Raw genomic sequence first — 19944 nt, forward strand, 5'->3', positions numbered from 1 at the left:
AGTGACTACCGGCGATCCATTCCCACCGCGGGTACGATCGCGCCATGATGGACGCCGACGACGATGCCCGCCCCGACCTCCGTGTCGCAATCGATGATGCCCTCGGCCGCAAACCCGATGTGGAACAGGTGGTGACGGTCAGGCTGCCCACCACATATGGTGAATTCCTCGCCGTCGGCTATCTGGACCGCCGTAGCGGGATCGAGCAAGTAGCTCTGGTCCACGGCGATGTCGGGGGAGAGCCGGTGCTGACCCGGGTGCATTCGGAATGCCTCACCGGTGATGTCTTCTCCTCCAGCCACTGTGAATGCGGCGATCAATTGGACGCCGCGCTGCGGGCGATCGTGGCGGAAGGGCGCGGCATTCTGGTCTATCTCCAGGGCCACGAGGGCCGGGGGATCGGCCTGCTGGCCAAGCTCCGGGCGATGAAGCTGCAGGAGGGCGGGCTGGACACGGTCGAGGCGAACATCGCGCTCGGGCTGCCCGTCGACGCCCGTGACTACGCCGTCGCCGCGGAGATGCTGCTGGACCTCGGCGTCCGGTCCGTGCGGCTGCTGTCGAACAATCCGCGCAAGCGCGAGGCGCTGCTGCGGCACGGCATCGCCGTCGCCGAACAGGTCCCGCTGCTGATGACGCCCCGTGCGGAGAACATCCGCTACCTCCGCGCCAAACGGGAGCGCCTGGACCACGATCTGCCGCATCTGGACGGCATCCCCGGCCTGTCCTGACACGGCAGGACAGGCCGCGAGGGCCCCATGTGACGAGGGAGGGCCCGCGACGCCGGACGTCGCGGGCCCTTGCTCGGTGACCGCCGGATCAGGAGACGGCGGGTGCCGCCTCGGCCGCGGTGGCCTGGGACCGGGTCGGCACGACCCGCTCCGCGAGATGGCCGAAGACCAGCCCGAAGGCGGTCCACAGCACCAGTTGAATGGCGATCGCCGACAGCCGGAACTGCCAGAGCAGCGTGGCCGAGAAGTCGTGCGGCACCTCGTTGACGGCCGGCAGGAACGCATAGGCGAGGCCGATGGCGACCACGAACGCGGCGCCGGCCGCGACCGCCGCGTACCAGTTGCCCAGCTTCGGAGCCAGCCGCCGGCCGAGGATCGTGGCGGCGACGGCCAGCAGGATGCCGAGCAGCATCATCAGGAAGTACAGGGCGGTGCGTTTGCCGATCGTGTCGGGGTCACCGACGGACGGCGGATTGGCCGGGTACTTCAGGAACGGTACGAGGTAGACGGCCAGCAGCGTCGCTCCGGAGAGCAGTGCGGCCGTGGCGCGGGCACCGAACCTGCCGATCCGCCCGAGGGCGAAGCAGAAGGCCAGCGCGGCAATGCCGCCCAGCGCCACGCCGTAGACGAGCACACCGGTGGCCAGACCCGCCGTGGACTGCACACCGCGGCTGACGACCTCCATCTCGTGTTCGTGGCTGTGTGCTTCCTCGAACGCGATGGCGGCGTCCACCTGCGGTTCACCCAGCAGGTAGGCGACGACGAGGGCCAGGACACCGGCGGCCAGACCGGCGAGCATCCCGCGCACCAGGAGGTTTCTGATGGTGACGGAGTTCATGGGTGTGCCGTCCGATCAATGGCAGGGGAAGCCGAGGAGGTGGCGTCCGTCGTGGACCCACTCGTGGACCTCCGTGCCGGAGAGCAGGGAGGTGGCGCCCTGCTCCGCGCCGATGAAGTACAGCAGAACGAGCATCAGGACGCCGAAGAACAGCGCCCAGGGGGCAATGGCTTTGAGGGGGAGCGGGGCCGGGGTGACGGCGCCGGTGGCCGGGGGTGCGATGGTCTGGGCCATGGCGGAACCTCCTGTGCGGGGAACTCGCGTCCCTGTTCGTGGGAGTGCGTAACGACATTCCGGGTCTGGCTCGCCCGGTTCCGGCCCGGCTGGGCTGGAAAAAACCGGACATACAGTGGCGCGACCGCGCCGGGATCCCACCGGCTTCCGTCATGTCGTCGTCAATATCATCGGGAAGGTACCGCGAACCCGACCCCGGGCCAAGGCCGCGTAGGGGGCGGAGTGGTGCAGGGCAAGGCGTGCGGGCCGGACAACTCCCTTGCGCGGGTTCGGCGTTACCGGTGCCGGTGAACAGCGAGAGAAGAGGGCATGACAACTCGGGTGATGTTGGTCTCACCGGCCGCGGGCGACGCCCAGCGCGAGGTGCGCTTCGACGACGACGGCCCGCTGAGCGAGGCCGGGCTGCGCCGTGTCCGGGAGGCGGCCGGAGCGCTCCCGGCCGCCTCCCGGGCCTTTGTCTCGCCCTCCGCCCGGTGCCGGAGCACGGCCGGGGAACTCGGTCTGCCGGCCCGTCCCGCGCCGGAGCTGGCGGGCTGTGCGATGGGCAGCTGGCGCGGCCGCACCCTGGCGGAGGTCGCGGACGCCGAACCGCTCGCGGTGTCCGCCTGGCTGTCGGACCCGGACTTCGCGGGCCACGGCGGGGAGTCCCTGCGGCAGCTCTGTGACCGGGTCGGGGCCTGGCTGACGCGGAGGGCCCTGGATGCGGGCCGGGTGCTGGCCGTGGTCGAGCCGGATGTCGTCCGGGCGGCGGCGGTCTGCGCGCTCGGGGTTCCCGTGGAGGCGTTCTGGCGGCTGGATGTGCCGCCGCTGACCGTGACCGAGCTGAGCGGCCGCGGCGGGCGCTGGAATCTGGGCCTGGGGCGGGCGCCGGACCGCGGGTGACGGGGTGCGGCCACCGTCCGGCAAAATTCGCTTGCCACTTCATCTACACATAAAGGCGACATAAGCGCAGAATAAAAGTGCGAGGCCCAATGCCGCGCGGAACGGCCAGACCGCGAGCGAAGGAGGCGAGTCGCATGGCCGACGTCTCACACCACAGGGGAGATCTCGCAGGTCACCCCGATGCTTCTGAGATGCAGGCTCGGTACGAGCGGGTGCTCGGCGGGCGTGACGTGGTACTCGTCGACGGGCCGGTGTTGCTCGTCGGTCTGTACTGCGCCGTCTCGCCGTGGATCCTCCACTTCACCGCCGCACAGCCGGCGCTCGTGACGCACAACCTCATCCTCGGTATCGCGATCGCCCTCCTGGCGGTCGGCTTCACCGTGACCCCTGAGCGGATGTACGGCCTGAGCGGCGCGATGTGCGCGATCGGCGTATGGATGATCATCTCGCCCTGGATCGTCGGCAGCAGCCCGGACGCCGGTGTCATCTGGAACAACGTCGTCATCGGTGCCCTGACGTTCCTGCTGGGTGCCATGTGTGTCGCCGCAGCGTCGAAGAGCCGCCGCGGCACGTGACGCGCCCTCCCCGAAGGCAGGCGACCGCCGCCGACCGCCGGCCCCTCACAGGGGCGGGCCGGTCGGCGGCCGGCCGCTGTGCACCCCGCCGGGAAGGGATCTCTGGCACACATGCGATAACCCGGCACATTCGGTTAAATCGGTTGCATGGGTCCGCCGAATGTGGCCCGCCGCCCCGGAGAGGGAGCGTTCCGTGACCGCTGCACCCGTGGATGAGCACCAGGACTTCGCCGACGCCGACCGTGGCTTCATCGCCGCGCTCGATCCGCCCCAGGTCACCGCGGACGACGGCAGCGTGATCTGGGACGCCGAGGCTTACGGGTTCCTGGCCGGGAACTGCCCCGAGACCGCACACGAGAGCCTGTGGCGGCAGGGCCGGCTGGTGAGCCGGCAGGGCCTCTACGAGGTCACCGAGGGCATCTACCAGGCCCGCGGCCTGGACCTGTCCAACATGACGCTGGTCGAGGGCGACCACGGTGTCGTCGTCATCGACCCGCTGGTCTCCGCCGAGACCGCCGCCGCGGCACTGGAGCTCTACCGCAAATACCGCGGCGACCGGCCGGTCACCGGCCTGATCTACACCCACTCACACGGAGAGCACTTCGGCGGCGGACGGGGCGTCCTGCCGCACGACCACCACCCCGTCCCGGTCCTCGCGCCGGCCGGCTTCCTCCGGCACGCGGTCCGCGAGGACGTCTACGCGGGGAACGCCCTGACCCGGCGCTCCGTCTACATGTACGGAACACAGCTCCCCAAGGGACCGGACGGCCAGATCGGCTGCGGTCTGGGCACCACCCGCTCCACCGGCACCATGACGCTCATCCCGCCGACCGTGGACATCACCCGCACCGGCCAGGAGGAGATCGTCGACGGCGTACGCATCGTCTTCCAGCTCACCCCGGGCACCGAGGCACCCGCCGAGATGAACTTCTGCCTTCCGGCGCACGAGGCGCTGTGCCTGGCCGAGAACGCCACCCACACCCTGCACACCGTCCTGCCGCTGCGGGGCGGTGCCGTCCGTGACGCCCGGGCCTGGTCCCGCTACCTGGGCGAGGCACTGGCCCTCTTCGGCGACGAGGCGGAGGTCGCCTTCGCCTCCCACCACTGGCCCACCTGGGGCAAGGACCGCGTCAGGACCCTGCTGGCCCACCAGCGTGACCTGTACGCCTATCTGCACGACCAGACGCTGCGGCTGCTCAACGAAGGACTCACCGGCGCCGAGATCGCCGAGGAGCTACGGCTGCCGCCGGCCCTGGCGGAGGACTGGTCCCTGCACGGCTACTACGGAACGATCGGCCACAACGTCAAGGCGATCTACCAGGCCTACCTGGGCTGGTTCGACGGCAACCCGGCCCATCTGTGGGAACACCCGCCGGCCGAGCAGTCCAGGCGCTATGTCGAGACCATGGGCGGCGTCGAGGCCACGGTGGACGCGGGCAAACGGTACGCCGCCGACGGCGATCTGCGGTTCGCGGCCACGCTGCTCAACCACGCGGTCTTCGCGGCCCCCCGCAACCTCCGCGCCCGGCGGGAACTGGCCCTGGTGTACGAACGGCTGGGCCACGGCTGCGAGAACGGCACCTGGCGGAACTTCTACCTCACCGGTGCCATGGAACTGCGCGGCACCCTGGCCGAGGCCCGCCCGGGCACCGCCGACCCCGAGATCGCCCTGGCCCTGACCGTCGACCAGCTCCTCGACACGCTCGCCATCCGCATCGACGGCCCCCGGGCCTGGTCCACCGCGCTCACCCTCGACCTCTACCTCCCCGAAGAGGACCGGACCTGGCAGCTGACGCTCTCCCACGGAGCCCTCACCCACCTCAGCTCAGCCGGCGCCCCCACGCCGTCCGGCGGACGCGCCCCGGACCTCACGCTCACCCTCACCAAGCCCCAGCTGCTCGGCCTGCTCGCCGGCCGCGGTCCCGGCGGCGCCGTACCACACGGCGAGACCGGGGCGCTGGACCGGCTGCTGAGCCTCGTCCGTACGCCGGACCCCACCTTCCCGGTCGTCACGCCCTGACGAGGACCGCCCGCCCGGCCGGCGGCCGTCAACCTCGTGCCCCGGCCCGCCGCACCGGACTCCGGCCGGCGCCGCGGCTGGGGCAAACTGGCCCGGTGGCGAGCAACATTCCCGACGAGCCGACCAGTTTCATCGGCCGGCGAGCCGAACTGCGCCGGATCGACGACGAGTTGACGGAGCACCGGCTGATCACCCTGACCGGCCCCGGCGGTGTGGGCAAGACCCGGATCGCGATGCGGGCCGCGCGCGCGGCGGCGGCGCGGTTTCCCGACGGGGTCTGCTGGGCTGATCTGTGGCCCCTGCACGGCGCGGGGCGGCTGGTGGCCAGCGTCTGCGATGCCGTCGGGCTGGCCGACCACACGGCGCGGACTCCGGTGGCGGTGCTGTGCGAAGGGCTCGCCGGCAAACGGCTGCTGCTGGTGCTGGACTCCTGCGAACACCTCGTCGACGCCTGCCGCGACCTGCTCGCGGACCTGCTGACCGCCGCCCCCGGTGTGACCGTGCTGGTCACCAGCCGGCAGCCGCTGGGCCTCGTCGGCGAATGGACCACCGAGATCGGCCCGCTGCCCTGCACGGGCGACAACGACGCACTGGCCCTGTTCACCGCCCGCGCCACGGCCGCGGCCCCCGGACTGCGGCTCACCGCACCACCGCATGCGACGGCCGCCGCCGTCATCTGCCGCCGTCTCGAAGGCATCCCGCTGGCCCTGGAGCTGGCCGGTGCCCAGCTGGCCGACAGCTCCGTCGAGCAGATCGCCGAGCGGCTCACCTCCCGTTTCGACACCCTCGACGGCGACGGACCGGTGCGGCTGCCACGGCACCGGACGCTGCGCTGCGCCATCGGCTGGAGCCATGAACTGTGCGCACCGCTGGAACGGCTGCTGTGGGCCCGGCTGTCCGTCTTCCGTGGCACCTTCGACGAGGAGTCCGCGAGTGCCGTGTGTGCCGGCGGACCGCTCACCGCCTCACAGGTGCGCACCACACTGGAGGCACTGGCCGCCAAGTCGGTGCTCATCCGCGAGGGCCCGCGCTACCGCATGCTCGACACGCTGCGCGAGTACGGCCGGATGTGGCTGGCCGAACTGGACGAGACGACGGCGCTGGCGGACCGGCACGCCGCGCACTTCGCCTCCTTCGGCCGGCGGGCCGAACGCGGCTGGCTGGGCCCCGAGCAGGTCGGCTGGTACGGCAGGGTCGCCGAGGCCCATGCCGACCTGTGCACCGCACTGGACCACCTCCTGGCCACCGACCCGGAACGGGCCCAGGACCTCAGCGCGTCGATCGGCTTCTTCTGGAGCTGCTGCGGCCATCTCCACGAGGCCCGGGACTATGTGGCCCGCGCCCTGGCCGCCCACCAGGGGCCGGGCCCGGCACGCACCCGGGCGCTGTGGGCGCTCGGTGTGGCCGTACTGCTGCAGGGCGATCTGACGCTCGCCGACGACCTGGGCCTTCAGTGTGCACGTGCGGCACGGGCGGGTGACGATGCGGAGGCGCAGCTCCAGGCGGGCTACCTCACCGGCCTCACCCATCTGATGGCGGGCCGCCCGATGTCCGCGCACACCGCCGCGGAACAGGTGCTCGGCCCCGCGCGGTGCACCCCCTTCGACTCTCCCGGACGGCTGCGCTGCCACCTCGTACAGCTCTTCGCGCTGACCGGCCTGGGCAGGCTCACCGAGGCCCGTGCCACGGCGGGCGCACTGCGGCGCGGGTGTGTGCAGCGCGGCGAATACTGGACCCGGTCCTATATCGACTACCAGCTCTCGCTGATCTCGCTGTTCCAGGGCCGGCCGGAGGAGTCGGCGGACCACGCCCGGTCGATGCTCGCGGCCAAAGCGGGCATCGGCGACAAGTTCGGTATCGCGCTCGGCCTGGATCTGCTCGCGGCCGCGGTGGCGGCCCAGGGCCGCGGCGCTGCCGCCGCCCGCGTCTACGGCAGCGGCCAGGCCCTCTGGCGGACCGTCGGGCATCCGCAGCGCGGCACCCCCGAGTTGCGCGCGGTACGCGAGGAGTGCGAGCGGCGGGCCCGCGCGGCGATCGGCGACCAGGCGTACGCGGACCTCTTCCACCGGGCCAGCGAGGAGCGGCCCCAGGCCTCGCTCGCCCGGATCCTGGCGGGCGAGCTGTGACCGGCGGCCCGCACCGTTTGCTTCAGGCGGAGGGATCGCCGGCCAGCGCGTACAGCAGCTCGTAGGCGGTGCTGATCATCCGGCAGGTACGGCCGCGGCGGGTGGCCAGCGCGACCAGCCCGGTGTGCGTCGCCGGGTGATAGCCCAGGAACGCCTGCTGGCCGAAGGTCGCCCCGACGTGGAAGAGCAACGGCCCCTGCGGAGCCGGATGCTGATACCACGTCAGGGTGTGGGTGTGGCGCTTGCGCCAGCCGCGGCGCAGCAGCGGCACCTGGACGTCGCGCAGCGGCATGGCCAGCGGCGTGCCGTCGGGGGAGAGGTGCGCTTCGAGGTAGGTGAGCAGGTCGCCGGGGGTGGCACGGACCGACCCTGCGGCGACGAAGGCGCCCAGGTCGGCGCTGTCCACCGGCGTCACCCCGTTCGTACGGTGGCCGATGGCGTCGGTGCCGGTGGTGCCGGGGCCCAGCGTGGTGTCCGTCAGCCCGAGGGGGCGCAGCACCCGGTCGGTGAGCAGGGCGGGGTAACCGGCACCCGCGGCACCGGACATGGCCGGACCGAGCAGCGCCAGCCCGAAGTTGGAGTACCGCCAGCGGGTGCCGGGACGGTGCCGCGGCCGGGTGCGGGCGAAGGTGCGCAGCAGCCGCTCGGTGTCGTAACGGGCGTAGCCGTTGGCGTACGGGTGCACCAGCGCGCCGGCGATCAGGTCCGGGGGAATCCGCGGCAGTCCGGAGGTGTGGGTGGCCAGGTGCCACAGGCTGATCCGGCGCGCATGCGGGTGCGGCAGCGGCAGCTCGGGCAGACGGTCGACGAGCCGGTCGTCCAGGGACAGCACCCCGTCCCTGGCCAGCGCCGCGAGCAGCAGCACGGTGAACGTCTTGGACAGCGAACCCAGTTCGTAGCGCAGCGCATGGCGGGGGGTGGGCGGGGCCAGCGCCGAGCCGCCGGTCATCACGGTCCGGCGGCCGTTGCGGGTCACCGCCAGCACGACGTCCGGCGCGTCGATCTCGGTGACCGCGTCCGCGAGGCGGTCACCGAGCGCGGGCCCGGGGCTTGCGGGGGTCATCCGACGGCGGACAGGGCCCGGGAGGTGGCCATCGCGGAGGCGAACGCGGCGACCAGGGTGGGGTGGTGGACCAGGTCGAAGACCCGCGCCGGGTCACCCTCCGGCATCCGGCGCTGGATGGGCATGGCTCCGGTGGGCGACTGGGCGGCGGCGTACCGCGCCCACAGGTCCGCGTCCAGGGTGGGCCGCGGCAGGCAGGCGTCGACGACCAGGAGTTCGCCCAGCAGATCCCAGTGTTCGAGGTCCGCCCAGTCCTCCGACCAGGCGGGCAGATACCGCGCGAGGTAGTCGGCGATGGCCGGCGGGATGCGCTCGGGCGCCTCGCCCCAGTTGGTGAGGTGGAAGACGGTGTGGGTGAGGTCGTAGGCGATGTGCAGCTGGACCGTCCACGGCTCGGGCAGCCGCCCCAGCCAGGTGCGGTCCACGGCCTGGTCGAAGTCGCTGCTGGGGGGCAGGCCGAGCTTGCGCTCCGCGTTGAGCACGCCGAGCCGCCGGTTGGGCATCATCTCCAGCGCCGTCCAGGTGGTGGTGCGCCGGCAGACCGTCAGCGCGGCCTCCAGTCCCGGATGGCGGTGGCCGAGCTCGTGGAAGGTCGCATAGACCTCCAGCGGCACGGGGGAAAGGGGCTCGTCGTGCTGCAGCCGGGCCAGCACATTGCCGCCGTCCAGCAGCTCCCGCCACGCGAAGTCCAGCAGCTTCCCGGCCCGTTCCTTCTGCCGGGAGCCGGCCACGCCCTCCCGGAACAGCACCTGCATATTGAGCGCCAGCTCCCCGATGGGCTTGAGCCGTTCGACGACCGCGCCGTTGGTGGCGAAGTCGTCGGGGGTCAGCCGGAAGTGCTCACGGTGATCGTCGAGCCAGGTCAGGGCCCGGTCGCCGACACCGTGCAGCAAGGCGGGGGATGCGGCCGTCACGGTCACGGGGCTGTCTCGCTTTCGCAGGAGGTCCGCCCGCCCGCCATCGCCGTATCCCCGGCCGGCGGCCCGGCCTCGGCCTCGTCGGAGGCGATACGGGCGAGGGTGGCGGCGAACGCGGTCACCAGAGTGGAGTGGTAGCAGGCCGTGAACGCCTCGGCCCGGTCGCCGGCGGGCGGCGCGGCGCCGATCTCGGGCACGCTGCCGTCGGCCGCCCGGGCGCCGGCCAGCCGCTGCCAGGCCTCCGCGGGATACGGGGCCTGCGGCAGGCAGGCCGTCACGGCCAGCAACTCGCCGGCCAGGTCCCACAGCTGCTCCTCCAGCCAGTTCTCCAGCCAGGAGGGGAGCCACAGCCGCAGATAGCCGGCGAGTTCGGGGGAGAGCCGCTGCCGGTTGCGCCCCCAGTCGGTGAGGTGGAAGACGTCATGGGTCACGCCGTACGCCGCCTTGCGGTCCAGTGCCCAGGGTTCCGGCAGCCCGCCGAGGCCGGTCAGGGCCAGCACGGTGCCGAAGTCGGCGTGCTGGCGCAGCCCGATCCGCCGTTCCGCGTTGAGCACACCGAGCGTCCGGGTGTGATCCTCGCGGGCCACCCGCCAGCCACGCAGCCGGGTCGTGAGGTCCACCAGCTTGTCGGCCTCGGCGTGCCGCAGTCCGGCCTGGGCGAACACGCCGTACAACTCGACCGGATAGGTGGCGAAGGGCTCACCGCGGATCAGCTCGGCGAACAGCTCGCCGTCGCGGGTCTCGTTCCAGGCGAACGCGAACAGCCCGCGGGCGGTCTGCCGGATCTCGTCACACGGGTGCGACACGCCGATCAGCTGGGTGAGTTCGGCCAGCTCGCCCAGTGGTTTGAGGGTCAGATTGGGGTCGGCGTCCGTGGTGACGTCCGGGGGCAGGCGGAAGTGGTCGCGGGCTTCGTCCAGCCACCCCAGGCTGCCGTGGACCATGTGGTCCAGCAGCCCGGGGTCGCCCCGGCCGCCGGTCACCAACCCCGCCCGTAGAAACGCTGGGCGGCGACGATGTGCAGCGTCACCCGGGGGTCGGCGCCGCCCATGTGGCGGACGAACGCCAGCCCGCTGTCGAGCCCCAGGCTCTGCGGTACGTCGGGCAGCCGGGACAGCCAACGGCCCAGACCGGCCGCCTGCAGCCAGTCCCGGCGGCGGACCGCCCGGACGAAACCACGGGCCAGATCGTCGGTGCGTGCCGCCAGCTGCTCGGCGAGGCCGGGCGCCAGCCCGGGCAGCGCGAGCGCGGCAAGCTGTGACACGCGGTGCGCCAGCTTCGGCCAAGGGTCGGCTTCGACCCACCCGGCCGCGGCCTCGGGTGGCGGCGGCCAGTGCTGTGCGCCTGCGGACAGAAAGGCGTGCGAGGCCTCGACCAGGCCCCGGTACGTCCACACCGACACCTCCGAGGCATCCGTTCCCGGTGGATAGGCCGCGAGCGCCTGCCGGACGACCTCGGCATCGTCCCCGCCGACGGGCGCTGCGGGATGCGCGGGATGGTCCATTGCGTACGGCGCGAGCGCATCGGCGCCGAGCACCCGGAGGGCGGCCGGAGCCAGCGCATCGCTCTGCCGCAGAACAGCCGACAACGCATAAGGGCCGCCCTCGCCCCGCAGGGCGAGGGCGACCCCGGTTGCGGCATCGGCGATCACAGCGCTCAGCGGGACTGCTCCCGGCGTCTGTTCAGCCAACGCTTTCCCCTCAGCCTCAGCGAACGTCGGTCTTGGGCCGGGGCGTGGGCGGCGAGATCAGGAGCAGCGCGGCCAGCAGCAGCCCACCCCCGCACTCGCGGGTATCGCGGAAGACACCGTCGGCCTCGGCGGGTTCAAGCAGTCCCTCGACCTCGGCGGCCAGGGCGGCCGTCCCGACCGGCGCTGTGCGGTCCGTAACCATGCGATCAACTCCTTCGGCGAATGGGATCCCAGATTCACATCGGCATATTTACGTCGCAAGGGGAAAAACCTGACAAACGACAGGCTTTCCAGCGATGTCGACGTCTCTCCACCGGCCTCGTGATCCGCAACTGCCGTGTCATGCCCGGATGGTGGCCTCTCTGCCGGGGCGGCAGGCGGGTGCAGGGAGAGAGGGTCCCAAGGGTGAGGGGGCCGCACCGATGGGGGATCGGACTGCTCTGTTCGGATGCACGCGCGGCGCGGGCGCGGCGCGGACGCACAGGGGCACGCGGCGGGCGCACACCACGGTGAGCAGGGGGCCGGGGGAGCGGCGGCGAGGAGGAGGACGGCACCGCCTAGAGTGCGAGGGTGCCGACATACAGCATTGGTCAGGCAGCCGGGCTGCTGGGTGTGAGTGCGGAGACCGTCCGCCGCTGGGCCGATGGCGGGCAGCTGCGGATGGACCGGGACGGCGCGGGGAACCGCGTGATCGACGGGGTGAGCCTGGCGGCGTTCGCCAAGGAGCGCGCCGCGGGTCTGCATCCGGTGCCCGGTGACGTGCTGACCTCGGTGCGGAACTCGTTCGCCGGGATCGTCACCAAGGTGACCCTCGACGAGGTGATCGCCCAGGTCGAGATCCAGTCCGGCCCGCACCGGCTGGTGTCGGTGGTCAGCCGGGAGGCCGTCGAGGAACTGGGGATCGAGGTCGGGGTGCGGGCCACCGCCCGGGTGAAGTCCACCAATGTGCACATCGACCGGGCGGGCGAGCGCAGTTGAGCGGCCCTTTTGCCGGCCGCCGCCCTTCCGGCGGCCGCCGGTATCCCCCCGATCGTCGCTACCCGACCGCCTTCCCGTCCGCCCGGGAAGCCCCTCAGCGGCAGAGCAGCGCCGCCTGCAGATCCAGCTTGTGGTCGAGCCGGGACAGGTCGCGGCCGGTCAGCGTCTCGATGCGCTGGATGCGGTAGTGCACCGTGTTCACATGCAGATGCAGCGTCGCGGCCGTACGCGCCCATGACCCGTGGTGGGCGAGGAAGCTCTCCAGCGTCTCCAGGAGCATCCGGTGCGATGTGCTCCCGGCGTGCGCCAGCGGGCCCAGCACCCGGCTGCTGAAGGCCGTACGGACATCGGCGGGAACCCCGGCGAGCAGAGCGCCCAGTGTGCTGAGGTCTTCGACGGACGTCACCCGGGCACCGCCCGGAGCGCCGGCGCGCGCCGCCGCGAGTGCGTAACGTGCCTGGCCCAGCGCCGAGGTGAGGCCGTCGGCGGCCGGTACCGGGCCGCTGACCCCGGCGTGCAGCGGCGTCTGCGGCCGGCAGGCGTGCACCAGCGGCCACAGTTCGCCGAGCGGGAGACGGCCGGCCGCATCGGGGCCGGCGCACACGACGGCGACCGCCTCGCCGCCCGGGAGCCGGCCCGCCGCGAACGGCTCACCGGGGGAGTGCCGCAGCGCCTCGGCCAGCGCACGCACCGTCTGTTCGCTCTCCTCGCCGCCCGATGCGGCCACCACCCGGTACGGACCGGTGGCCGGCAGCCCACAGGCGTGCAGCGCCGCCTCCAGCGCCGCCCCGTCGGCCGGCCCGTCGGACCCGCCGGCACCGGCGAGCGCGAGCAGTTCGTCCGCCGCCCGCCGTCCGGCCGCCTGCCGCAGCTCGACCCGGTGCCGGTACTGCGCCATGACCTCGGCGATCTCGTGCAGCACCCGGGGCGGGGCATCGGCCGGGTCCCGCAGATACAGCTGCCAGCCGTCGTACGGACCGGCCTCCCCATCGATCCGCAGGCAGGTGCCGGCCGCCGCTGCCGGCTCCCGGGCGGCCTGCTCGGCCGGCAGGTACGGGGCGGCCGGCGTCCGGGCGATCACCCGTCCGGTTGCCGTGACCAGAGAGCAGGCCGGCCCGCCCAGATGGGCGAAGGCCCGCTCCAGCAGGGTGTCCGGTGCCGCGTCCTCGGTGAGCAGAGCGGCCAGCTCGGTCCGGACGTTCTCCGGCAGCGCGTGGTGCTCGGTGGGGCGCCGGCTCAGATCGCCCCACTGGCGCAGGTACACCGCCTCCGTGATGGCGCGGAACGTGGTGTGCGCGGGCACCGCCATCAGCACGATGCCCCGCTCACGACAGGAGTCGACCAGGACGTCAGGGACCGTGCCATGGGTCTCCTCGCCGGCCAGCAGCGCGGTCGCCCCGGCGGAGTGCAGGGCCGAGACGAAGCGGTCGACCGTCGCCCGGTCCGCTTCCGGCGTCCACCACACCAGTCCGCTCAGCACCAACTCGCCCGGCTGCAGAAACCGCGCCGGGTCCGCCAGATCGGTGGCGGTGACACCACTGACTTCCCGGGCGAGCAGGGGGCCCTCGCCCCACAGCAGGGTCAGATCGAGCGAATCGAGCTGGAGGAGATCTTGGACGTGCATGTGCGGACTCCTTGGGCGGCTGCCGGGAGTGAACCCCGGCATCTCACATTCACGAGGCGAAAGTGAGTACCGGCATCGTAAATGCCAGCCGCCGGGCTCCAAAGCCCTCTTGGATGATTCTCCAGATACCGGACCCGGCAGTGGTGTTTTTCCGTGCTGCGCACCAGTCGTGCCCGGGGCGGCGGCATCTACCTCTTCTCCGAACCGCAGCCGCACATCCGGCGGTTGGTGGACCTGAGCCGGATGGGCTGGGAGCCGCTGACCCGGCAGCCGGACGGTTCGCTGGAGATCGCGGCGACCTGCACCATCGCCCAGATCTCCCGCTTCGCGGCCGCTTACGAGGCCCCCGCGGCCCCGCTGTTCGAGCAGTGCTGCCGCGCCTTCCTGGCCTCGTTCAAGATCTGGAACATGGCGACCGTCGGCGGAAACCTCTGCAACGGTCTGCCCGCCGGGCCGATGATCTCGCTGACCGCCGCACTCGACGGCAGCGTGCTGCTCCAGGCGCAGGACGGCTCGCTGCGCCGCGCCAAGGTCGCGGGCTTCCTCACCGGCGCGGGACGCAAGGACCTCGCCGAGGGCGAACTGCTCCGCTCGGTCACCCTGCCCGCCCGGTCGCCGGCGTGCCGTACGGCCTTCCGGCAGGCCTCCCTGTACGGACTCGGCCGCTCCGGCGCACTCGTCATCGGCACCCTCGACCCGCTGGACGGGTCGCCGGCCCTCACCCTCACCGCCGCCACCGTCCGGCCGTTCCGCCTGTGGTTCCCGCTGCCACCGGACGCCGGCGCACTGCACGACACGATCGAGCGGACCGTCGCCGCCCGCGACTGGTTCGACGACCTGCACGGACTGCCGGTCTGGCGACGGCACATGGCGCTGCGGCTGTCCGAGGAGATCCGCCGCGAACTGACCCAGGAGGCCGGACGATGACCTTTCGGATCCGCGTCAACGACCAGGCCTTCGACGTCGGCCCCCGTCCGGGGCAGTGCCTGCGCACCTACCTCCGTGACCGCGGCTGGTTCGGCGTGAAGAAGGGCTGCGACGCCGGGGACTGCGGCGCGTGCACCCTCCATGCCGACGGCGAACCCGTCCACAGCTACCTGTACCCGGCCCTGCGCGCCGAGGGGCGCTCGGTGACCACGGTCGAGGGGCCGGCCGACGCGGCCGGCGAACTGCACCCCGTACAGCAGCAGTTCCTGGACGCCCAGGGCTTCCAGTGCGGCTTCTGTTGAGGAGCACCGCGCCGCCGGCGCGGTGCCGGGCCGGACGGCCGGGCGCCATCCGTCGCGCGAGGGTTCGGTGTGAGCGGCGGGCCCCTGCTTCGGACCTGCCGCCCCCATGGCCTCCTTTGCCTCATATCAGCAAGGTGATATTGCGGAAGCAGCTGGCATCCGTGGTTCGGCGGAGGGCCGATCGGGCATCACAGGGAGGCAGCCGCCGCGCGGAGCACCCAAGGGGGTCTCGAATGAGCCGACTCGGCCCGCCGTCCCGCACCACCGCCGTACGCCCGGCGCCCGAGAGCGCCGTACCCCCCGACTCCCGGCGCGTTCTGATCCGCGGTCAGCTGCGGCGTCCGCTCGCGCTGACCGTCGCCCAGCTGCGGGAGCGGTGGCCGCAGCGGCGGGCCGAGGTGGTCTTCGACTGCGCCACGAACGGGCCGCAGCACCACACCTTCGAGGGGCCGCTGCTCCGCGAGGTCATCGACGCGGCGGAACCGGCCTTCGACGTCCGGCGGCGCAAGGACCGCTCCCGTTACGTCCTGGCGGTCACCGGCCGGGACGGCCACCACACCGCGCTGTCCTGGGCGGAGCTCGACCCCGACTTCGGTGACGCGCCGGTCCTGCTGGCCACGGCCCTGGACGGGCGGGCGCTCGATGCCGTGGGCAGCCAGCTCGTGGTGCCCTCCGACCGCTGCGGGGCCCGCTACATCAGCGCCGTCACCGGCATCTGGTTCGGGACCTGCGTCCCGCCCGCGGCGGACGGGTTCCGCTCCGGCTGACCGGGGCCGGGCGCGTCCTGACCGCCGACGGAAGGGCCGAAGTCCCCCGCGGCACCGGGGACTTCGGCGGGTCCGCGCTCAGACCGCGGCGAGCGCGATCTCGGTCGACTTGACCAGCGCGGTGACCTCGGCACCGGCGGCCAGACCCAGGTCCTCGGCCGCGTCCCTGGTGATCGCGGCGGTCAGCTCCCCGCCCGCGACGGCGACCTTGACGCCCGCCATCGCGCCGCCGGTGGTGACATCGGTGACGGTGCCGGGGATCCGGTTACGGATACTCAGACCGTCCACCGCGCCGGTCGCGAGCGCGACCTCGGTGGACTTGATCAGTGTGCGCACCGAAGAACCCTCCTCGATGCCCAGCTCCTTCACCGCCTCCAGGGTGATCGCCGCGGTGATCTGCTGGCCACCCTCCAGACGCACTTTGACGGTCGCCATGACCTCGCCGGGGGTGACGGAGAGAACGGTGCCGGAAATCTGGTTACGGATGCTCAGGCTCATGAAAATGCCTCACCGGGGGAGTGGAAAGCGAAGGGTGGAATGTCGCGTTTTCCCTGCTCTGATGTCTGCACCCTAACCACACCACGCGCCGCGGTCCGGGCGTGCATGGCAGATGCCGGGCAGATATCCGCATGCGCCTGGCAAAACAGCGGAACACGCGGAGAGTTGCGCCGGTCATCCGGGATACGCACCGGCCGGCGGGCCACCTTTCGTTCCTTCCTCCAGTTGGCCTGGCATCTGCCATATAGCTTCCCCCGAGAGATTGCAAATGCCAGCAGATACCACATATCTTGTCGCACATGCAGTCCTACACGATCGGCCAGGCGGCGCGGCTGCTGGGCGTCAGCCCGGACACCACCCGCCGCTGGGCGGACGCCGGCAAGGTCGCGACCCATCGTGACGACAGCGGCCGCCGCCTCATCGAAGGCCGCGATCTGGCCGCCTTCTCGGTCGAGGTGGCGCAGACCGGCACGGGGGAGGACGACGCCTCGTACACCTCCGCGCGCAACGCCTTCCCGGGCATCGTCACCGCCGTCAAGCTCGGCGATGTCGCCGCCCAGGTCGAGATCCAGGCCGGTCCGCACCGCCTGGTGTCCCTGCTGACCCGGGAGGCGGTGGAGGAACTGGGCCTGGAGGTCGGCATGCAGGCCACCGCCCGCGTGAAGTCCACCAGCGTGCACATCGACCGCACCTGACCCACCGCGGTAGCACCAGCCGATCCGCAACCACCGTCCCCCACCGGCCGGCTGCGCACACCAGCGGCGTCGCCCGTCCCGGCGCGGCTTTTCCCATCCGCTCGGACGACACCCGTCGTCCCGCGTTCCAAGGAGTCCCGCCCCATGTCCCAGCACTTCACCGGACGCCGCGCCGCCGCCGCGCTCGTGACCGCCGCCCTCCTCGTTCCGCTCTCCGCCTGTGGTGGCAACGACAGCAAGAAGGACGAGGGGGCCGAGAAGTCCGGCGGCAGCGCCGCCCCCAAGGCGGACCTCACGGTGCTCGCCGCCTCCTCGCTGACCGATGTCTTCAAGAAGGCCGGTGCGGTGTACGAGAAGGAACACCCCGGCACCAAGGTGCACTTCTCCTTCGCCGGCTCCCAGGAACTGGCCGCCCAGGTCAGGGAGGGCGCCCCCGCCGACGCCGTGGTCACCGCCGACACCAAGACCATGGACGGGCTCAAGGCCGATGTCGCCGCGCCGACCGTCATCGCCAAGAACCGCCTGGTCATCGTGACCGGCGAGGGCAACCCGAAGAAGGTCGACAACCTCAAGGCGCTCGCCGACAGCAAGCTGAAGGTCGTCCTCGCCGCCTCCGAGGTGCCGGTCGGCCGCTACAGCAAGCAGGTCCTGGACGCCCAGAAGCTGAAGGTCAAGCCGGTCTCGCAGGAGCCCAACGTCCGCGCGGTGCTCAGCAAGGTCGAGCTGGGTGAGGCCGATGCCGGCCTCGTGTACAAGACCGACGCCGCCACTGCACCCAAGAAGGTCGACGCCGTCGACATCCCCGACGCGCAGAACGCCGTCGCCTCCTACCCGGCCGCGACGCTGAAGGCCTCTCAGCACGCGGCCGCCGCGGCCGCGTTCGTGAAGTGGCTGAGCACGCCCGAGGCACAGAAGCTCCTGCAGCAGGCAGGCTTCCAGAAGCCGTGATTCCCAGGGCCTGTCTTCAGGCCCTGGCGGCGCGCACGGACCACCGGCCCGGGGAAGCGGCCCAGGCCCGTGCGCGCCGCCGTACCCCGGCCCGGCCCGTGTGCGCCGCCGTACCCCGGCCCCGGCCCGCCCCCGAATCCCAGGGACCTCGATGAGACGCCCCCGCACCCCCGCCCGGCCCCCGGCAGGCAGGCTCCGCGTGCCCGGCAGCCGTGCCCCCGTCGCGCTGGCCGTGCCCGCGCTGGTCGCCATCGCGTTCCTGCTGATGCCCCTGGCCGGCATCCTTGCCCGCACCACATGGAGCGACCTCGGCACCCACCTGACCAGCCCGGACGTCCTCGAAGCGCTCCGGCTGTCGCTGCTGGTGTCGTTCTGTGCGCTGGGGCTCGCCCTGCTGCTGGGGGTGCCCCTGGCCTGGCTGCTGGCCCGGGTCAGCTTCCGCGGCAAGGCGCTGGTCCGCTCGCTGGTGCTGTTGCCGATGGTGCTGCCGCCGACCGTCGGCGGTGTCGCCCTGCTCATGGGCTTCGGCCGCCGCGGACTCCTCGGCCCCTGGCTGGAGGACGCCTTCGGCATCGTGCTGCCGTTCCACACCTCCGGCGCCGTGGTCGCCGCCACCTTCGTCGCGATGCCGTTCCTCGTCATCAGCCTGGAGGGCACGCTCGCCGGACTGCGCACCAGCTACGAGGAGACCGCGGCCTCCCTCGGCGCCTCACCCGTACGGGTCTTCCGTACCGTCACCCTCCCCATGGTCGCCCCCGGCCTCGCCGCCGGCGCCGCACTGACCTGGGCCCGCGCACTCGGCGAATTCGGCGCCACGATCACCTTCGCGGGAAATCTGCCCGGCACCACCCAGACCCTGCCGCTCCAGGTCTACCTGCTGCTCCAGGGGTCCCCGGAGGCCGCCACCTCGGTCTCGCTGCTGCTGCTCGTCATCGCCATGGGCGTGCTGGTCGCGCTGCGCGGCCGCTGGACCGGCGCCACCACCGCCCGCACCGCCCCCACCACCGACGACACCGGCCTCGCGGCGCCGCCCGTCCTCCGTGTCGAGGAGCCCGCACCTACGCCGCCGGCGCCCCCGGAAAACTGGCCGCTGCACGCCGAGGTCACCGGCTTCAACCAGCTGACCCTGGACGCCGAACCGGGCACCACCCTCGCCGTCGTCGGCCCCAACGGCGCCGGAAAGACCACCCTGTTGCGTGCCCTGCTCGGGCTCACCCCGCGTGCCCGCGCCACGCTGCGCCTCGGCGGCACCGACGTCACCACGCTGCCCCCGCACCGCCGTGGCGTCGCCTGGGTCCCGCAGGACGGCGCACTCTTCCCGCACCTGACGGCCCTGAGCAACACCGCCTACGGGCTGCGCGCCCATGGCATCGCGCGTGCCGAGGCCCGCCGTACGGCACAGCTCTGGCTCGACCGGCTCGGCGTCGGCCCGCTCGCGCACCGCAAGCCCGCCCAGCTCTCCGGCGGGCAGGCGCAACGCGTCGCCCTCGCCAGGGCGTTGGCCGCCCGGCCCCGTCTGCTGCTGCTCGACGAACCGCTCGCCGCGCTCGACCAGACCACCCGCGCCCACGTCCGGCACACCCTGCGCCGCCATCTCGCGGGCTTCGGCGGCGTCTGCCTGATCGTCACCCATGACCCCGTCGAGGCGGTCTCGCTCGCCGACCGCGTCCTCGTCCTGGAGGACGGCCGCGCCCTCCAGGACGCCCCGCCCGCCGAGGTCACCCGGCACCCGCGCTCGCCCTGGGTCGCGCGGATGCTCGGCCGCAACGCCTGGCCGGGCACCGCCACCGGCGACGGCCTGGCGCTCACCGACGGCGGCCGCCTCGTCGCCGCCGACCCGCTCCCCGACGGCGCCCGGGCGCTGGCGATCATCGCCCCCGAGGCCGTGTCCCTGCACCTCGACAAGCCCACGGGCAGCCCCCGCAACGTCTGGCCGGGCACCGTCCGGGAGATCACCTCGGCGGGCAGCCGCCTGCGGGTCCTTGTCACCTCGCACGAGGCCCCCGATCTGGTGGCCGAAATCACCCCCTCGGCCGCCCTCGACCTCGGCCTCGCGGACGGCGTGTCCGTGTGGACCAGCGTCAAGGCCACCGAGGTCTCCCTCGTGACGCTCTGAGCGCCACGAGGGAGCC

Annotated in this window: 20 protein-coding genes and 1 pseudogene; 12 read left to right on the forward strand and 9 right to left on the reverse strand. The window is 72.6% G+C overall.

All coding sequences use genetic code 11. The annotated features are described in order from the left end of the window. The first annotated feature begins 47 nt into the window (after window positions 1-47). Window positions 48-728 carry a GTP cyclohydrolase II gene (gene ribA, locus OHS81_RS33130; RefSeq protein WP_328391600.1) on the forward strand — a complete coding sequence of 227 codons (681 nt, stop codon included), beginning with the start codon at window positions 48-50 and terminating at the stop codon, window positions 726-728. An 88-nt stretch (window positions 729-816) separates the two neighbouring features. Here the strand turns inward: ribA and OHS81_RS33135 are convergent, their stop codons facing one another. Both OHS81_RS33135 and OHS81_RS33140 read right to left on the reverse strand, forming a co-directional pair. Continuing rightward, complete coding sequence (locus OHS81_RS33135; RefSeq protein WP_328389392.1) at window positions 817-1566, reverse strand: CbtA family protein; 750 nt, start codon at window positions 1564-1566, stop codon at window positions 817-819. A 15-nt stretch (window positions 1567-1581) separates the two neighbouring features. Beyond that, the gene (locus OHS81_RS33140; RefSeq protein ID WP_088796318.1) at window positions 1582-1800 is read right to left on the reverse strand and encodes a CbtB domain-containing protein; all 219 of its coding nucleotides are present in this window, start codon (window positions 1798-1800) and stop codon (window positions 1582-1584) included. Window positions 1801-2109: 309 nt separating this feature from the next. Between OHS81_RS33140 and OHS81_RS33145 the strand changes: the two genes are divergently transcribed. From OHS81_RS33145 to OHS81_RS33160, 4 genes are all read left to right on the forward strand, one after another. Beyond that, entirely contained in the window at window positions 2110-2682 is a 573-nt protein-coding gene (locus OHS81_RS33145) for a histidine phosphatase family protein (protein WP_328389395.1), read from the forward strand. Between the two features lie 134 nt (window positions 2683-2816). Continuing rightward, complete coding sequence (locus OHS81_RS33150; protein WP_086719010.1) at window positions 2817-3257, forward strand: SPW repeat protein; 441 nt, start codon at window positions 2817-2819, stop codon at window positions 3255-3257. Window positions 3258-3450: 193 nt separating this feature from the next. Then, entirely contained in the window at window positions 3451-5277 is a 1827-nt protein-coding gene (locus tag OHS81_RS33155) for an alkyl/aryl-sulfatase (protein WP_328389397.1), read from the forward strand. A gap of 95 nt (window positions 5278-5372) precedes the next feature. Next, window positions 5373-7403, forward strand: a complete 2031-nt coding sequence (locus OHS81_RS33160; RefSeq protein ID WP_328389399.1) for an ATP-binding protein — start codon at window positions 5373-5375, stop codon at window positions 7401-7403. Window positions 7404-7425: 22 nt separating this feature from the next. Here OHS81_RS33160 and OHS81_RS33165 read toward each other — a convergent pair whose 3' ends face one another. From OHS81_RS33165 to OHS81_RS33185, 5 genes are read right to left on the reverse strand one after another with little or no spacing between them, the layout of a single operon-like run. Then, window positions 7426-8466 (reverse strand): serine hydrolase domain-containing protein, encoded by a 1041-nt coding sequence (locus tag OHS81_RS33165; RefSeq protein WP_328389401.1) that lies wholly within the window; start codon window positions 8464-8466, stop codon window positions 7426-7428. Beyond that, entirely contained in the window at window positions 8463-9386 is a 924-nt protein-coding gene (locus OHS81_RS33170; protein ID WP_328389403.1) for a DUF6895 family protein, read from the reverse strand. Before OHS81_RS33170 ends, OHS81_RS33165 begins: the two co-directional genes overlap by 4 nt. Then, a complete protein-coding gene (locus tag OHS81_RS33175) occupies window positions 9383-10366 on the reverse strand; it encodes a DUF6895 family protein (RefSeq protein ID WP_328389405.1) in 984 nt (327 codons plus the stop codon). The genes OHS81_RS33170 and OHS81_RS33175 overlap by 4 nt, the downstream gene beginning before the upstream one ends. Further along, window positions 10363-11073 carry a hypothetical protein gene (locus OHS81_RS33180; protein WP_328389407.1) on the reverse strand — a complete coding sequence of 237 codons (711 nt, stop codon included), beginning with the start codon at window positions 11071-11073 and terminating at the stop codon, window positions 10363-10365. The genes OHS81_RS33175 and OHS81_RS33180 overlap by 4 nt, the downstream gene beginning before the upstream one ends. A gap of 16 nt (window positions 11074-11089) precedes the next feature. Then, on the reverse strand, window positions 11090-11275 hold the full coding sequence (locus OHS81_RS33185) for a hypothetical protein (RefSeq protein WP_328389409.1): 186 nt from the start codon (window positions 11273-11275) through the stop codon (window positions 11090-11092). A 368-nt stretch (window positions 11276-11643) separates the two neighbouring features. Here OHS81_RS33185 and OHS81_RS33190 point away from each other — a divergent pair, with 368 nt between their 5' ends. Beyond that, window positions 11644-12051, forward strand: coding sequence for a TOBE domain-containing protein (locus OHS81_RS33190; protein ID WP_328389411.1), 408 nt, complete (start codon window positions 11644-11646; stop codon window positions 12049-12051). 94 nt (window positions 12052-12145) lie between these two features. Here the strand turns inward: OHS81_RS33190 and OHS81_RS33195 are convergent, their stop codons facing one another. Further along, window positions 12146-13675, reverse strand: a complete 1530-nt coding sequence (locus OHS81_RS33195) for a PucR family transcriptional regulator (RefSeq protein ID WP_328389413.1) — start codon at window positions 13673-13675, stop codon at window positions 12146-12148. A gap of 153 nt (window positions 13676-13828) precedes the next feature. Between OHS81_RS33195 and OHS81_RS33200 the strand changes: the two genes are divergently transcribed. The 3 genes and pseudogenes from OHS81_RS33200 (at window position 13829) to OHS81_RS33210 (ending at window position 15671) form a co-directional block, all read left to right on the forward strand. After that, the gene (locus tag OHS81_RS33200) at window positions 13829-14602 is read left to right on the forward strand and encodes an FAD binding domain-containing protein (protein ID WP_328389415.1); all 774 of its coding nucleotides are present in this window, start codon (window positions 13829-13831) and stop codon (window positions 14600-14602) included. Next, window positions 14599-14901: pseudogene (locus OHS81_RS33205) on the forward strand ((2Fe-2S)-binding protein); the annotation flags it as partial. The gene OHS81_RS33200 and the pseudogene OHS81_RS33205, both read left to right, overlap by 4 nt. A 236-nt stretch (window positions 14902-15137) precedes the next feature. Further along, entirely contained in the window at window positions 15138-15671 is a 534-nt protein-coding gene (locus OHS81_RS33210) for a molybdopterin-dependent oxidoreductase (RefSeq protein WP_328389417.1), read from the forward strand. A 78-nt stretch (window positions 15672-15749) separates the two neighbouring features. Here the strand turns inward: OHS81_RS33210 and OHS81_RS33215 are convergent, their stop codons facing one another. Continuing rightward, a complete protein-coding gene (locus OHS81_RS33215; RefSeq protein WP_328389419.1) occupies window positions 15750-16169 on the reverse strand; it encodes a TOBE domain-containing protein in 420 nt (139 codons plus the stop codon). 299 nt (window positions 16170-16468) lie between these two features. Here OHS81_RS33215 and OHS81_RS33220 point away from each other — a divergent pair, with 299 nt between their 5' ends. From OHS81_RS33220 to OHS81_RS33230, 3 genes are all read left to right on the forward strand, one after another. Next, a complete protein-coding gene (locus OHS81_RS33220) occupies window positions 16469-16864 on the forward strand; it encodes a TOBE domain-containing protein (protein ID WP_129292723.1) in 396 nt (131 codons plus the stop codon). Window positions 16865-17008: 144 nt separating this feature from the next. Beyond that, window positions 17009-17812 (forward strand): molybdate ABC transporter substrate-binding protein, encoded by an 804-nt coding sequence (modA, locus tag OHS81_RS33225; RefSeq protein WP_328389421.1) that lies wholly within the window; start codon window positions 17009-17011, stop codon window positions 17810-17812. A gap of 151 nt (window positions 17813-17963) precedes the next feature. Continuing rightward, window positions 17964-19928: an ABC transporter permease gene (locus tag OHS81_RS33230; protein ID WP_328389423.1), complete on the forward strand. Its 1965-nt coding sequence runs from the start codon at window positions 17964-17966 to the stop codon at window positions 19926-19928. Window positions 19929-19944: the final 16 nt, after the last annotated feature.

It is taken from the genome of Streptomyces sp. NBC_00400 (genome assembly GCF_036048035.1).
GTDB lineage: Bacteria > Actinomycetota > Actinomycetes > Streptomycetales > Streptomycetaceae > Streptomyces.

What these genes read in the sequence shown, in the direction of transcription:
- ribA (WP_328391600.1), top strand. Translation starts at nt 48, where the DNA reads ATGGACGCCGACGACGATGCCCGCCCCGACCTCCGTGTCGCAATCGAT.
- OHS81_RS33135 (WP_328389392.1), bottom strand. Translation starts at nt 1,566, where the DNA reads ATGAACTCCGTCACCATCAGAAACCTCCTGGTGCGCGGGATGCTCGCC.
- OHS81_RS33140 (WP_088796318.1), bottom strand. Translation starts at nt 1,800, where the DNA reads ATGGCCCAGACCATCGCACCCCCGGCCACCGGCGCCGTCACCCCGGCC.
- OHS81_RS33145 (WP_328389395.1), top strand. Translation starts at nt 2,110, where the DNA reads ATGACAACTCGGGTGATGTTGGTCTCACCGGCCGCGGGCGACGCCCAG.
- OHS81_RS33150 (WP_086719010.1), top strand. Translation starts at nt 2,817, where the DNA reads ATGGCCGACGTCTCACACCACAGGGGAGATCTCGCAGGTCACCCCGAT.
- OHS81_RS33165 (WP_328389401.1), bottom strand. Translation starts at nt 8,466, where the DNA reads ATGACCCCCGCAAGCCCCGGGCCCGCGCTCGGTGACCGCCTCGCGGAC.
- OHS81_RS33185 (WP_328389409.1), bottom strand. Translation starts at nt 11,275, where the DNA reads ATGGTTACGGACCGCACAGCGCCGGTCGGGACGGCCGCCCTGGCCGCC.
- OHS81_RS33195 (WP_328389413.1), bottom strand. Translation starts at nt 13,675, where the DNA reads ATGCACGTCCAAGATCTCCTCCAGCTCGATTCGCTCGATCTGACCCTG.
- OHS81_RS33210 (WP_328389417.1), top strand. Translation starts at nt 15,138, where the DNA reads ATGAGCCGACTCGGCCCGCCGTCCCGCACCACCGCCGTACGCCCGGCG.
- OHS81_RS33215 (WP_328389419.1), bottom strand. Translation starts at nt 16,169, where the DNA reads ATGAGCCTGAGCATCCGTAACCAGATTTCCGGCACCGTTCTCTCCGTC.
- OHS81_RS33220 (WP_129292723.1), top strand. Translation starts at nt 16,469, where the DNA reads ATGCAGTCCTACACGATCGGCCAGGCGGCGCGGCTGCTGGGCGTCAGC.
- modA (WP_328389421.1), top strand. Translation starts at nt 17,009, where the DNA reads ATGTCCCAGCACTTCACCGGACGCCGCGCCGCCGCCGCGCTCGTGACC.
- OHS81_RS33230 (WP_328389423.1), top strand. Translation starts at nt 17,964, where the DNA reads ATGAGACGCCCCCGCACCCCCGCCCGGCCCCCGGCAGGCAGGCTCCGC.